General features: G+C 68.0%; 7 protein-coding genes. All 7 read right to left on the reverse strand.

Features of this window, described 5'->3' with window-relative positions; translation table 11 throughout:
- Positions 1-966: a rod shape-determining protein MreC gene (gene mreC, locus V9K99_RS06685; protein WP_337323277.1), complete on the reverse strand. Its 966-nt coding sequence runs from the start codon at positions 964-966 to the stop codon at positions 1-3.
- A gap of 10 nt (positions 967-976) precedes the next feature.
- Entirely contained in the window at positions 977-2,005 is a 1,029-nt protein-coding gene (locus V9K99_RS06690; protein WP_443137098.1) for a rod shape-determining protein, read from the reverse strand.
- Positions 2,006-2,141: 136 nt separating this feature from the next.
- Positions 2,142-8,132, reverse strand: coding sequence for an RHS repeat-associated core domain-containing protein (locus V9K99_RS06695; protein WP_337323276.1), 5,991 nt, complete (start codon positions 8,130-8,132; stop codon positions 2,142-2,144).
- A 13-nt stretch (positions 8,133-8,145) separates the two neighbouring features.
- On the reverse strand, positions 8,146-11,691 hold the full coding sequence (locus tag V9K99_RS06700; protein WP_337323275.1) for a LamG domain-containing protein: 3,546 nt from the start codon (positions 11,689-11,691) through the stop codon (positions 8,146-8,148).
- 185 nt (positions 11,692-11,876) lie between these two features.
- Positions 11,877-12,287 (reverse strand): nucleoside-diphosphate kinase, encoded by a 411-nt coding sequence (ndk, locus tag V9K99_RS06705; protein ID WP_337323274.1) that lies wholly within the window; start codon positions 12,285-12,287, stop codon positions 11,877-11,879.
- A gap of 39 nt (positions 12,288-12,326) precedes the next feature.
- Positions 12,327-12,653, reverse strand: coding sequence for a DUF4233 domain-containing protein (locus tag V9K99_RS06710; protein WP_337323273.1), 327 nt, complete (start codon positions 12,651-12,653; stop codon positions 12,327-12,329).
- Complete coding sequence (locus V9K99_RS06715; RefSeq protein WP_337323272.1) at positions 12,650-14,014, reverse strand: bifunctional folylpolyglutamate synthase/dihydrofolate synthase; 1,365 nt, start codon at positions 14,012-14,014, stop codon at positions 12,650-12,652. The genes V9K99_RS06710 and V9K99_RS06715 overlap by 4 nt, the downstream gene beginning before the upstream one ends.
- Positions 14,015-14,044: the final 30 nt, after the last annotated feature.

The raw sequence follows: 14,044 nt of genomic DNA on the forward strand, positions 1-14,044 counted from the left end.
TCAGTTCCCCTTCCCTTCTGTCACAGTCGTCGTCGGTTTGAGTTGCGTGCGCGGTCCGCGGGCCGGCGGACCGGTCACCACGCCCACGGTGTCGATCCGGGTCGGATCGACGTACGGCTTGATGGTCGCCGTGGACCCGAGAGCTCCCTCGTTCGGCGTCACCGAGGTGACCACGCCGATCGGCACCCCCGGCACGTACGGCGCGTTGCCGCTCGAACCCCAGGTGACGATCCGGTCCCCGACCTTCGGCCTGGCCTTGAGGTCGACCAGCTTGTAGTCGAGGGTGCCGCCGACCTCGCCCCGGCCGGAGACGAAGCCGAGCGCCATCGAGGCGTTCAGCCGGCCGCCCACGGTCGAGTTGCGGTCGCCGATCAGCAGCACGGTCGCGGTCGCCTGGGTGGTGCGGACCACCCGGCCGACCAGGCCGTCCCCGTTCAGCACGGTCATGTCGACGTGCACGCCGTCCGCCGTACCGGCGTCGATCGTGACCGTGTGGTTGAAGCTCTGCGCACTACCGATCCCGATCACCCGGGCAGGGGTCATCGTGTACGCCGGCGCGAGTTTGAGCAGCCGATCCAGCTCGGCCGCCCGGTTGCGGGCGTAGTCGGTGGTGTTCAGATCCTGGTGGAGCTTCTCGTTCTCACTCTTCAGTTTTTCGTTCTCTGCTTTCAACCTATCCATTTCCGCGAACCGGTCGCGGAGGTTGTCCACAGGCTGCCGGGCCGAGCTCGCGGTCGACTCCAACGGGCCGAACACACTCGCGGCGGCCTGCCGCAGCGGGTCCACCGGCGAGCCGGCCGAGCGGCGGGCGTCCAGCACGATCAACGTGAAGCAGGCCAGCACGACGAGGACCAGCACGGTCCGGCGCCGGCGGACCGTGCCGGGGGTGCCGGCCGAGCGAAGCGGCGCCTCTCCGGCGGAGCGGAAGGCGCTCCTGGCCGTCGGCGTACCGAGGTCTTTGAGCATCGGTGGAACCTTAGCGCCGGGTGTCGGTGACCAGAATGCGGTTCAGAGTCTCGATGTTGTCGACACACTTGCCGGCGCCGAGGACGACAGCGTCCAGCGGGTTGTCCGCGACGTGGATCGGGATGCCGGTCTCGTGCCGCAGCCGCTCGTCCATCCCCTTCAGCAGCGCACCGCCGCCGGTCAGCACGATGCCGCGGTCGACGATGTCGCCGGCCAGCTCGGGCGGGGTCTTGTCCAGGGTGGCCTTGACCGCGTCGACGATCGCGGTGATCGGCTCCTCGATCGCCTGCCGGATGTTCGACGACGACACCTTCACGGTGCGCGGCAGGCCGGAGACCATGTCCCGGCCGCGGATCTCGGAGTCCGGCCCGTCGGTGGTCGGGAAGGCCGAGCCGATGGTCATCTTGATCTGCTCGGAGGTGGCCTCGCCGAGCATCAGCGAGTACTCCTTCTTGCAGTAGTTCACCACCGCCTTGTCGATGGCGTCGCCGGCCACCCGGATCGACTGGCTGGTGACGATCCCGCCGAACGAGATGACCGCGACCTCCGTCGTACCACCGCCGATGTCGACCACCATGTTGCCGGTCGCGTCGCGGACCTCGAGGTTCGAGCCGAGCGCGGCGGCCATCGGCTCCTCGATGATGTAGACCTTGCGGGCGCCGGCCATGTACCCGGCGTCACGGACCGCGCGCTGCTCGACCGCGGTGATCCCGGACGGTACGCAGACCACGATCCGCGGCTTGGCGAAGTACCGGCGCCGGTGCACCCGCTGGATGAAGTAGCGCAGCATCTGCTCGGCGGCGTCGAAATCGGCGATCACACCGTCCTTGAGCGGCCGGATCGCGGTGATGTTGCCGGGTGTCCGGCCGATCATCTTCTTCGCCTCGTGACCGAACGCGACCGCCTCCCGCGGCTCGTCGGTCCGGGTCGCGACCACCGACGGCTCGTTCAGGACCACACCGCGGCCCCGCACGTAGACAAGGGTGTTCGCCGTACCGAGGTCGACCGCCATGTCGCGGCCGAGCATGCTGTTCGCCACCGCGGCACCTCCCACTCGGTCCCCGATCAGGCTAAACGCCGCCCGCGCCCAGCCCATGGACCGACACGACCCGTCCGCCCAAGACGAATCGTATCGGTCCACTCACTACCGGCCACCAGGGGCCTCGGCCGGGCGGTCAGCCGGCAGCGTCAAGCAGGTTCCCGGCGATATCCCATTCGTGGGCGAACCTGCGCACGACGTCGCCATGTTGACCACGTGGCGCCCGGTTGAGTACTGCCACCTTCGTCATGTTGTCGCGGCCCAGGTTCAGATGGACCGTGGTCTTGGTGCCCGGGTACTGCGTCATGACCCGGCCGACGCCCATGTTGTAACCGATCCGGATCGCCTGCGGCACGGTCACGTACTTCGGCTTGCCGACGGTCTTTTCCAGCCGATCCTGCAGGAAGGCGATGTAATAGGCGGCGGCCTTGATCGAGTTGTACACCTCGCGATTGTCGGTGACCGAGAAGGTGTCGGCGTAGCTGAAGTCCATCTTTCCCTTCGACTGAATGGCGGCGGCGACGAACGGCTGCTCCTGCATGTTCGCGACTCCGACGCTCCCGGCCCAGGGATTCGCGGGAACCTCCAAAATGCTCTCGTGTTTGTCCGCGCTTTCTGCAATCAGCATCGCGAGCAGCAGTTGCGGATCGATGCCGGCTTCCTTCGAGATGCGGCGGATGCGGTTCAGGGTGTCGGTGTTCATGTTGTCGAGCAGCCAGTTGTGCACCATCGGCTTGCCCTTGACCGTGCACTTGACGATCTTGCACAGGTTGTCCTTGGGTCCGGGCTTCTTGCGCAGGTTCTTCGCGATGGCCGTGATCCGTTTCGCCACCTTCTTGAAGATCGCCCCGAGGTTGAACCAGCCGCGGGAGCCGCCGCCGAAGAACCTCAGGCCGTCGGGATCGGTGAACGTGGCGGGGCTGTTGTTCGCGTAGACGTACGGGTTGAGCTGCTGCGGGTCCTGGGGGTCGATCACCGGGTCGACCGAGATGAAGCGGCCCAGTGCCGGGTCGTACTCGCGGGCGCCGAGGCGGATCAAGCCGGTCTCTGAGTTGGACGAGCCGCCCACGAAGGAACGGTCGCCGCCGGTCCAGCTTCCGGTGCCGGTACGAGCGTTGCCGAACAGGTCGAACCGGCGGGCCGAGACCGTCAGGCCGGCCTCGGTGATTCCGGCGACCGCGGTGTCGTGGTTGTCCTCGATCGTCCAGGTGAAGCCGGCTGCGGTCCGCGTGCCGATGCCGTCCAGGTAACGCGTGCCCTTGACCACACCGGTCGTGGTGACCGTCACCTCTCCGCCGCCGACGAACAACGTGGTCAACCCCGCATCCCGGCGGATCAACTGGGTGCCGTCGGCGTCGTACACGTACTTGGTCGTCCCGATCGAGGTGAGCAGACCCTCGTCGTCCCAGGTGAGCGCCTGCTCGGCTCGGTTCGGACCGGGCCGGGTGAGCAGGTTCCCCGCGTTGTCGTACGTGTAGTCGCCAGTGACCGAGCCCGTGGTGACCGAGGTGAGCTCATGCGCCGTCGGGTAGTTGTACGTGCTCGTCACGTCGGCCGCCCCGGCCAGACCCTTGTCGACCATCTTGGTGCGGTTGCCCACCACGTCGTAGGTGTATTCCTGCCAGTACGGCGCCGGTCCCCCGACCGTCGACGTGGATGGAGCCGCAGCGCAGTTGTCTGTCGCGGTCCAGACCGCCTTGACACGCCGCTGGTGGTCGTAGCTGTAGCACTGCGTATCGGCCGGGCTCCCGCTCACCTCGTCGGTGGTCCGGGTGACGTTGCCGACCTGGTCGTACGCGTAGGTCAGGTTGTCGAGCCGAACCCCGCCCGCCTGCTCCCGGTCAGTCCGCACCTGGAGCAGCCGGCGAGTGCCGTCCTCGTAGTAGCTGGATCGCCAGAGCCGGCGAGCCTCTCCACCGAGTTCGACCTGAGTGACGTCGCCGAGGCCGTTGTACTCGGTCGCGGTGACATAAGGCAGCGCACCGGTCACCTTCTCCTGCAGGCCGAGAGCGTCGTATTCGTTGTTGATGCTCTCCTCCGGCAGGTCACCCAGTTTGGGCAACCGGATCGACCGGATGCTGCCGTCGTCGGCGTACCTGCTGGTCGTTGTGTAGGTGCCGGCGAGCTTGCCCTCGACTGCCGGGATGGTGACGGTCGAAACAGTCGGCCGCCCTGCCGTGTCGTACTCGGTCACGGCCCGCGTGTACTCGGCTGTGCCGACGCGGCGGGTCGAAGACGTGAGCGAGCCCTTGTAGACCGTGTCGTACACCCACTCGGCTACCGGCTGACTGGTCGGCGAGCCGATCCTGGCGGCGATCTTCCGGCCGAGTGCGTCGTAACTGGTCAGAACCGTCCGGTCGCGTGCGTCCGTCACGCTGGTCAACTGACCCGCGTCGTCATAGCCCAGCGCCGCCGCGCCCTTGTCCGGGTCGACAGCCCTCACTTTGCGGCCCAGAACGTCGTACTCGTACTGCCAGATGTTGCCGGCCGGGTCGGTGATCCGGGCCAGGTCACCCCGCTTGGTGTAGTCGTAGCGTGTCGTCTCCGCCGGCGTAGCCGTGGTCCGGCCCTGGTACTGGATCTTGGCCGTGACCTGGCCCCGGGCGTCCGACACGGTGGTGGCCAGCGTGCCGCCCTCAGGCGGCAGCACAGTCACACGATCGCCGCCGTACGTCGTCGTGGTCGCCCACTGCGCGACGTTGAACTTGGCGTACGTCTCGCTGGTAGGCCGGCCGACGCCGTCGTAGGCGATGACGGTGGCGTTCGGCACCTTGCCCGGGTCCGGCTTGAACAGCGTTGTCCCCGGCGCTGCCTGGCTGTTGTAGTAGCCGGCCCGCTTGACGACGGCCAGACCGCGACTGTCGTACTCGACGTCCGTCAGGATCCTGCCACCTGCCGGGCTGGGCTGCTGCGTCTGCCGCTCGCGCAGAAGCCCGTCGTACAGCGTGTACGAGGCCACCTGATTGCCGTTGGCCTTCAGGGTCAGCGTCCTGACCCAACTGGGTCCGCCCGTCTGCCTCAGGCCGTACTCATACGCGACGTGCGGCGTCTGTTGGTCGGCCTCGGTTCGGCCTGGCTTCCACACCTTGCTGAGTCGGCCGAGCGCGTCGTACTTGAGTGAAGTGACCCGCTGGTTGGCGTCTATCTGCTGCACCGCGACACCCCAGGCCGGGTCGATCGTGTCCGTCGACTGGTGCCCCTTCGGATTCGTCTTGATCACACCGACAGTCAGGCCGTTGACCTCGGTATAGCTGGTCGTCGACACCCGCTCCAGCGCGTCCTTCTGCTCCAGCGGGCGTCCGTAAGCGTCGTACGTCGCAGTGCTGGTGGTCTGGTACACCGGGGTGCCACCGCTGTACGACTTGGCCTGCTCGGTGCGTGTGACCGCGCCACGGACAGGCGCTGCGTCGACGGTGCCGCCGTCGTACGACGTCCGCGTGTCGGAGATCGCGTCGGCCGGCAGGTTCGGCGTGGTCCCACAGGCGACGCCGATCGTCTTCTCCGTGCTGGGCAGTGTGACCAGCATCGCCGCTGTGTTGTGGACGTAGGTCTTCGTCGTGCATCGGTCGTCCGTGCCGACAGCGATGTCGCCGAGGTCGTTCACCTGGGTCTCGTTGCCGAACTGGTCGAAGGTCCTTGTCACGTCCGTGCGACGTACGCCGCCGCCGGCGATCGTTGTGCGCGTCCGGACCCTCACGTCCTCCACCTGGTGTGCCTGCTCGGCGCCCTCAGTGGCGGTCAGCCGGGACCACGGATCGTGGATCTCCGCCTGGACCTCACCACCGCCGACGCCGTTGTAGACGATCTGCTCACGCAGGAAGCCGGCGTACTGCTCGACGTCCGGTGTCGCCGCACCGGTGGTGTCCACGACGTCCACGGTCTTGGTACCACCTGCCGCGAGCTTGTCGCCATGCATACCGCGGAAGTAGTGGTATCTGGTGGCAGTGCGCTTGATCCCTGGGTCCTGAGACTCGTCTCCCTTGACCACGACGACCTTCCCGTAGCCGCGCCACTGTGACCACGTCCGGTACTTCGGATCCACCAGCGGGCTGTCGTCGTACGCCCAGGCCGCGTCACCCTCGTACACGTAGGCGGTCAACAGGTCCTTGTTGCCGGCGGCGCGGTCGTGCTCGGTGGTGGTGAACACCACGTACTTGTGGAACCAGTTGTCGCGTGGCTCCGTCTCTGGCGGCAGCGTCCATTTGACCGGATAGCAGCGCTTCCCGTTGCTGTCCGGAGCTGTCGGGAGCTGGGTCGGCGTACAGTCCGGTTGCGCGTAGCCGATCGTGACCTGGCCGCCGGATTCGGTGGTGACGGTGGTGATGCGCGGCTTGTAGAGCGCAGGCAGTTGGTCGGTCGGCGTGTCGACCCTGTTCGGCAGCAGCGTGGGCGTGAACGTCACCGCGGGCAGCGTGATCGCGTCACCAGCGAGTCCCGCGTGCGTGATCGAGTTGAGCCACAGCCCTGGGGCGGTACCGTCCCCGGGCCGCGGGTAGGAGTGCGCGAAGTCCCACTGGTCCACGCTGCGGTAATTGCCTCCGCCGGTGGACACCTGAGTAGTCACCTTCGCCAGTCGCTTCGTGGACCAGAACGTCGGAGAGACCTTGTCCGGACAGGTAGCGGTCGAGCAGTCCTGGTCCCACGGCACATCCGGCCACGCGGTGGCGGTGTGCGAGGCGCAGTTCTGCCCTGCCTCGCAACGATCGGCTGACTCGAAGACCACCCGTGCGGGCGCAGTCGCGTACGCGTCACCTGCCCGGGTGCCGTACTCGATCCGGCGCAGCACGCCACCGCGGGTATAGACAGCCTTGGTCGCGCCCAGGTTCTGACCGTATGCGTTGGTCTCGACGTCGTAGAAGTAGCTCATCGTGTTGCCGTGCGGGTCGACCACGTGATCCAGGTTCCACCGGTAGGCCTGCCGGCACGCCGACGCCGCGAAGGTGTCCTGCCGGCAGGGCTCTCCGGTGTCGTTGCCGTACACGGGCACAGTCCAGGCGGACTGGGTCGTCAGCTTGCCACTACTCCAGCCGGGCAGCTTGTTGAGGCCGAAGTAGTACTGCGTGCCGTCAGTGGTCGTGATCTTCCAGTACTCACCGTCGTTGTCATCGTTCGTGGTGCCGGTAAGCCGCTCGACCTTGGTGCCGTCGTCGTCCTTGAGGTGCCAGACGCCGTTCTCCCTGACCAACTCGCCGGACTGTTCGCCGAAGGCCACCACGGCGTTGTCGGTCTCCCAGCACAGGTCCCCGGTCTTGGTCTTGCCGTTGTTTCCGTCCAGATCGTCGGAGCACTGCTTGTATGCGCGCTCGATCGACCCCGCACTCAGGTCCCAACCCTCCCCCAACCAGGACGACTGATTGTTGGTGGCTACGGTCCGGCCGTCCGAGCCCTGTGATGCGTACCCGGCGGCCAACTCCGGCGCCAGCCCGCCCGGGACGGGCGGCGTCCGGAACGGGTAACTCCAGGTGAAGCCGCCGCCGTTGTTGGAGACTTGCCATTTGCCGGATGGGGCCAGGGAGGTGGCACGGTAGTCGCCGGTCGAGCCGGAAGGGCCGGCTGTCACGGCGAAGGTCCGGGCCGTTCCGTCGACCGGTACGTCGGCCGAGACGATGCCTGTCTCGGTGTTGTTGCCGGCCTGGCGTACGGCCGGAGTGATCTGGAGTCGGGTTGCCCAGTCGGCGCCGTACGCGTCTCTGAAAGCCTTGTAGTCGACGGCAACCCGGACAGTGCCGGTTCCCTTGGCTCCGTCGGAGCGTTGCAGGGTGAAGCGCAGGTCCTTGCCAGTGGTGGGTTTCAGGTCGATCCGTACGCGGTCCGGAGTACCGGAGCCGGCTGACGAGAGTCGCACCGGCAGAGCTTGCCGGGTGCCTGGCGCGACCTCCGCCGTACCTGCCTTCGGCCACGCTACGGCCGCTGATGCTCGAGCGGCCTGCGGCTGCCCTTTGGCTACCTCTGGCACGTAGTCCTTGCCGGGGACGGATGGCAGGCGTTGCGGGTCAGGGCGCTTGCCGGTGGCTTGTTGTTGCTCGACCGTCTGGTCGACGGCTTGGGCTGGGGCGACCAGCGACAGGGTCAGGAGGCCGGCGACCGCGGTGACGGCCGCGCGGCGTCCACGAGTGGAGAGCTTCATTCCCGTCCTCATCTCAGGGGCGGACGACCACGTGACCGAGCAGGCGCTCTACGGTCTGGCCTTCGCAGTTGGGGTCGTTGGAGTCGAACAGGTCGTTCCAGCTGGTGCGGCAGCGATACACCGGACGGCTGGTGCGATCGGTCGGTGGCTCGGTCCAGATGAAGCCGGAGCTGCCGACGACGGTCTCGCCTTCACAGGAGGCGTCGGTGGAGCTGAATGCGTCCTCTCCCGCCTTGCACAGCTTCAGAGCCGTCGTACCCGGGACCTGGATCGGTGACAGGTAGCCGAGCGGTAGCTCCGGCCGCACATTGCCGGTGGTGCGTGCGGTGCTGGACAGGTGGTCGTAGGGGTAGTTGGTGGCCAGATGCCGGACCAAGCCCGAGTAGGCCTTGGTGTAGCCGAGCAGGAACTCCGTGGTCGCGCCCTCGCAGTTCGGGTCGGTCGAGGCGAAGTGAGCGACACCGGGGACGTAGCACCGGTAGACCGGGATCGTGTCGATGCCGGACGGCTTCGAGATCCAGAACTGACCGACCGGGCCAAGTTCGAGGTGGCCCTCACAGGTCGCGCTGAGGAAGTAGTCCCGCGTGTTGTTGAGGCAGGAGTAGATCGTGCGGGTGCCGGCGGTCCCTTCTGGCGCTGGAACTCCGAGTGATCCCAGGTAGTGCGCACCGGGCGGCACCGGACCGTTGGTGACAATGCTGATGCCTTCGTTGGTGGCGTACCTGGCCAGCTGTCCGCCGTAAGGAGTGGACCGCTGGGTAGCGGCCTGGTCGTGGTCGGCGAGGATCTGGTCACCGGTCCGCGCACCAGTCCACGCGTGTACGTCGTCGATCTCACCGATGAGCGGAGACGCGCCCTGCTGCCCTGCGCCCACCCGGAACGTACCCGTGCTGTTGACGCTGCTCTGGGCCAGCGCGAAGGCGCCCGGCTGTTCGCCGTCGACGTACAGGCGCATCTGTCCGGCCGCCTGGTCGTACACGGCGGTGAGCTCGGTCCAGACGCCCTGCCTGGCGATCTGATCGGAATCCACCGTGCCGCCCTTGTCGAGTGAGAAGGACCAGCGCCGGTTGTCGCCGCGATAGCTCAGCTGGAATCCGCTGGCCTGTGCGCCGTCCTGGCTGAGGATGGTCCGGCTGACTCCGTCGACCGCGTCCAGTTTGACCCGGGCGCTGACGGTGAAGCTGCCGTCGGTCCGGACCACTGGTACGCCCGGGAAGATGCCGAGCCCACTGCCGTCCAGACGGACCGCACCACTGCCGACAGCACCTGCTGTCCTGCTCGCGTCAGGCCGCAGCGCGCCCTGGCGGTAGTTGCCGGAGGCGTCGGACACCCGGCCGCCGGTGGACTCGTCGAAGCCCCAGAAGAGCTCTTCGGTGCTGGGTCGGCCGGCCAGATCGTCGATCTCCGCCTTGGTGAGCACCCGCTGGTACAGCCGGACGTCGTCGATCGAGCCCAGCCACTGGTTGACCACCTGCTTGCCGACCTGAGCCGCGCCGAGCTTGGCGAGCCCTGTCGCAGCCCACGGGGTCGGGTGGCTGCCGGTCGTTCCCGGTACGCCGTCCACGTACAGCCGCAACTGCTTGGCGCCATCGTCGAAGACGCCGACCAGATGGGTCCAGCGGCCTGCAACGGCGGGTGCAGACGACTCCGCGAGGTCGCGGACCGCGCCGTCGGCGTTGGTCGCGGGCAGGACGAAGTTCCACTTCCGCGAGGCCGGGTTGTACTGCAGGAAGAAGCCGCTGATGGTCGAGCCGTCCTGGCTGACCGCGGTCCGGTGCACGGTCCCGGCCTCGTCCAGCTTCAGCCAGGCGGAGACAGTGAAGGACTTCGACGTGTCGATGGCCGACTGCTTGCTGGTCGACACGTAGGCGTTCGCCGAGCCGTTCATCCACAGCGCATCGCCGATACGGCCGGTGCGCCACGCCACCGCGTCGCCGGCGGGCTTCACCCCGTCCAGACGGCCCGGCCGGTCGTCCACGACAGCCGTGTCCGTGCCGTGCCCGTCCAGCCGCCAGTGCGCGGTCGGCGGCGTACCCCGGCCGACCCAGAACCGGAATGACTTGACCACCGCCGATGCGTTCCCGGCCTTGTCGACCGCACGAACGATGAGCGTCTGCGGACCGTCGTCCTGCGGTGTCACCAACGCCCGGGCGACCCCGTCCGCGCCGATGGTGGCGTACTTCTCCTGCTGCGGCTCACCACCCACCGGTCCGGCACCCTCAAGCGTGTACAGGTACCCAGCCAGATCGGTGTCCCCACCAGAGGTGAACGCGAACCCACCGGTGAAGCCGACCGCTCCACTGGCCGGACAGGTGAGCTCGTCCGGGCACTCCTTGTACGTCGGCGACGTGACATTCGGCGCGTACGACGGCGCCGTACGGTCGATGGTGACGTCACACCAGGCCGAGGCGGCCGCGGACTCGTGCATGCCGTCCCACCCGAGCACCCGGTACGACAGCTGTCGCCCGTCAGCACTGAGAGCGGCCGGAACGTCGATGCTGAAGCGTCCGGGCGAGTTGAGCCCAGTGGTGTCGGCCGAGTGCACCAGTGTGCTGTGGTCGCGCTCGTACACCCGATAGCGCGCGGCAACGCTGCCGCCGTCCGGATCGCTCACGGTGGACCACAGCCGCGGGCCGCGGGACGGCTCCCCCGGTGGTGCGTTCAGCTGCGGGTTGACCCGGACCTCGTTCGCTCCAGTACCGCAGGGCCGGTCGTTCTCGATTGCGAGGCCGTCCGGAGTGTTCGGCCGGGTGTTGTAGGTGACACTCAGCACCGGCGTGGTGGCGAACTTCTTCCAAGCGATCTGGTCGCCCTCGTCGCGGGCGCGCAGCATCACCGTGGTCGTGCCCAACCCGTTCGACGGAGTTGTCGACCAGCGGACCAGATCGGCGCTGTTGAACTCCAGGTACGCCGCCGGGCAGCCGGACCGGCCAGCGGCGATGTTATAGCCGCCCAGGTTGTGCGTCACTCCTGGCTGCTGGCTCCAGGTGGTCCCACCGGAGACCGGCCAGGTGCCGTACGCGTCGACCCAGCGGGCCTGGCAACTCGGCGCGTGAACCTCCAGCGCGCGGAACGAACTGCTGATGATCTCCCGGCCGTTCAGCCAGCCAGTGTTGTACTGGAAGTAGGACCGAGCCGCGCCGATGCCGTCACAGTCGCCGTTGGCGTTGTAGCACTGACCAACCTTGGCGACACCGTCACCGTCGCCATTCCAGTACGGATTGCCGGGGTGGCCGGAGACGACCAGCGCCCAGCCGGCCTGTGCCGGATCGGTCGGTGTCGGTACGCCGGCAACACCGAACTGAGCCGCCGGAGCACTAGTTGCCTTGAGGGTCGCGGTGAAGCCGCCGGTGGGATTGGCCACCACCGAGGTGGCCGCATCCTGTCGGCCGGCCACCGCGACCGGCTTGCCGGTACGACGCGCCTCAGCCTGAGCCCTAGCCTCCGCCGACAGCTGTGGCTCCGTTGACTGCATCACCGGCGCCGATGCGACCGAACTCTGTACAGACGACGCGGCGAGCAGGACCGCCGCCAAGACGCCGGGAACGACCCGGCGCATGCCCCACCTCAATGCCCCTTGCCCCACGCTGCACCCCTCCAGATCAGGCCGGCCGAGAGGCCGACGCCGAAATGGTCGGGGTACGGACTTTCAGAACGCTTTCACGGGCTCGCGGGCTGAGATCGGCCGCGCACGCATCGTGTCCGGACGGCGCAGCGGTGCCGCCGCCGACCACCTGGAGAGGCTCAGGGCAGGTCGGGGAACCAGATCTTGATCTCGCGCTCGGCCGACTCCGGCGAGTCCGAGCCGTGGACGAGGTTCTCGCGGTTCGACAGCGACAGGTCGCCGCGGATGGTGCCCGGGGCGGCCTTGCGGCCGTCGGTGGCGCCGTTCAGGGCGCGGACGACCTCGATCGCCTCGTCACCCTCGAGCACCAGGGCGACCAGCGGACCGCTGGTGACGAAGTCGCGCAGCGGCGGGTAGAAGGCCTTCTCGACGTGCTCCGCGTAGTGCTGGTCGGCGAGGTCGGCGTCGATCGTGCGCAGGTCCATCGCGACGATCCGGAGTCCCTTGGCCTCGAACCGGCCGAGCACCTCCCCGACCAGGCCACGGCCTACCGTGTCGGGCTTCAGCAGGACCAGGGTGCGCTGCGACATCAGTCAAACTCTCTCTCGAAGTAGGTCGGGCCGCTGAGCCTAACCGGTGTGTGCCTGCTTCGCTTCCTCGATCCGGCGGCCGAGAACGATGGCCGCCACCCAGAACGACGCGAACGCCAGGCCGAGCACGAACATCACCGGTACGACGAACCCGAGCCCGACTGCACCGACCTGGACCACCCAGCCGAGCGCGTAGCCCACCTGATTGCGCAGCAACCCGGTCGCCAGCAGCGCCAGGAACGCCAGCCCGAGGCAGACCGGCAGCGCGACCGCGGGCCGGACATCGGCGATCGAGATCATCACCGGTGTCGCCAGTGCGATCACCAGCGACTCGAACGCGAGCACGATCGACGCCAGCGACCTCATGACTCGTCCCTCTGCTTCGGCTTGCGGACCAGCAGGGCGCGGGCCTCACCGGCGGTGATGACGGATCCGGTGATCAGTACGCCGCCGGTGCCCATAGCGATCGCGTTCTCCTCGGCCAGCCGGATCGCGTCGTCGATCGCGTCGACCAGGTGCGGCCGGACCAGGACCCGGTCCTCGCCGAACACCTCGGCCGCGAGCTCACCGAGTTCCTCGGCCGGCATCGACCGGTCGACGAAGCTGTTCCGGGTGCAGACGACCGTCTCCATGATCGGTTCGTACGCCTCCAGGACGCCGTACACGTCCTTGTCCTTCATGCAGCCCAGGACGCCGATCAGCGGCTGGAACGCGAAGGCCTCGGACACCGTGGCCGCGGTCGCCTCGGCGCCGTGCGGGTTGTGCGCGGCGTCGACGATGATCGTCGGGCTGGTCCGGACCACCTCCATCCGGCCCGGGCTGGTCACCTCGGCGAAGCCGGCCTGAATGAGTTCGGTGGTGACGCGGCCCTCGGTCTGCGCGCTGGCGCCGAACAGCGCCTCCACGGCGGCGACCGCGGTGGCCGCGTTGTGGGCCTGATACTCACCGTGCAGCGGGAGGAAGATCTCCTCGTACTCGCCGCCCAGGCCCTTGAGCGAGATCAACTGGCCGCCGACCGCGACCGAGCGGCTGGTGACGCCGAACTCGATCCCCTCGCGGGCGACCTGGGATCCGACCTCGGCGGCCTTGCGGAGCAGCACCTCGAACACGTCCAGGCTCTGCTGCGCCATCACCGTCGTACCGCCGGGCTTGATGATGCCGGACTTGTCCTGGGCGATCGTGACCGGATCCGCGCCGAGGATGTGCGCGTGGTCGACCGCGACCGGGGTGATCACCGAGACGGTGCCGTCGGCGACGTTGGTGGAGTCCCAGGTGCCGCCCAGGCCGACCTCGATGATCGCCACGTCGACCGGGGCGTCCGCGAAGACGGCGAAGGCCATTGCGGTCATCACCTCGAAGAACGACAGCGGGTGCTCCTGCTCGGCGTCGACCACGTCCAGGTACGGCGCGATCTCGTCGTACGCCTCGACGAAGCGCTGCTCGCTGATCGGTTCGCCGTCCAGGGTGATCCGCTCCCGGACCGACTCCAGATGCGGGCTGGTGAACCGGCCGGTCCGCAGCCCGGCCTCGCGGATCAGGGCGTCGACCATCCGCGCGGTGGAGGTCTTGCCGTTGGTCCCGGTCAGGTGCACCACGGGGTACGCCTTCTGCGGATCGCCGAGCAGCTCGACGAGCCGCTGGACCCGGTCCAGCGTGGGTTCGATCTTGTGCTCCGGCCAGCGCTGCTGGAGCCGTGCCGATACCTCGGCGAAGGAGAGGTCACTCATCAGGAGGCCCAGTCTAGGAGGGGCTGTGGA

Source organism: Kribbella sp. CCNWLW201 (assembly GCF_037203805.1).
Classification (GTDB): domain Bacteria; phylum Actinomycetota; class Actinomycetes; order Propionibacteriales; family Kribbellaceae; genus Kribbella.

Bases quoted from the DNA above. Each gene is read 5' to 3' on its own strand.
- mreC (WP_337323277.1), bottom strand. From the start codon at position 966: ATGCTCAAAGACCTCGGTACGCCGACGGCCAGGAGCGCCTTCCGCTCC.
- V9K99_RS06695 (WP_337323276.1), bottom strand. From the start codon at position 8,132: ATGAAGCTCTCCACTCGTGGACGCCGCGCGGCCGTCACCGCGGTCGCC.
- V9K99_RS06700 (WP_337323275.1), bottom strand. From the start codon at position 11,691: ATGCGCCGGGTCGTTCCCGGCGTCTTGGCGGCGGTCCTGCTCGCCGCG.
- ndk (WP_337323274.1), bottom strand. From the start codon at position 12,287: ATGTCGCAGCGCACCCTGGTCCTGCTGAAGCCCGACACGGTAGGCCGT.
- V9K99_RS06710 (WP_337323273.1), bottom strand. From the start codon at position 12,653: ATGAGGTCGCTGGCGTCGATCGTGCTCGCGTTCGAGTCGCTGGTGATC.
- V9K99_RS06715 (WP_337323272.1), bottom strand. From the start codon at position 14,014: ATGAGTGACCTCTCCTTCGCCGAGGTATCGGCACGGCTCCAGCAGCGC.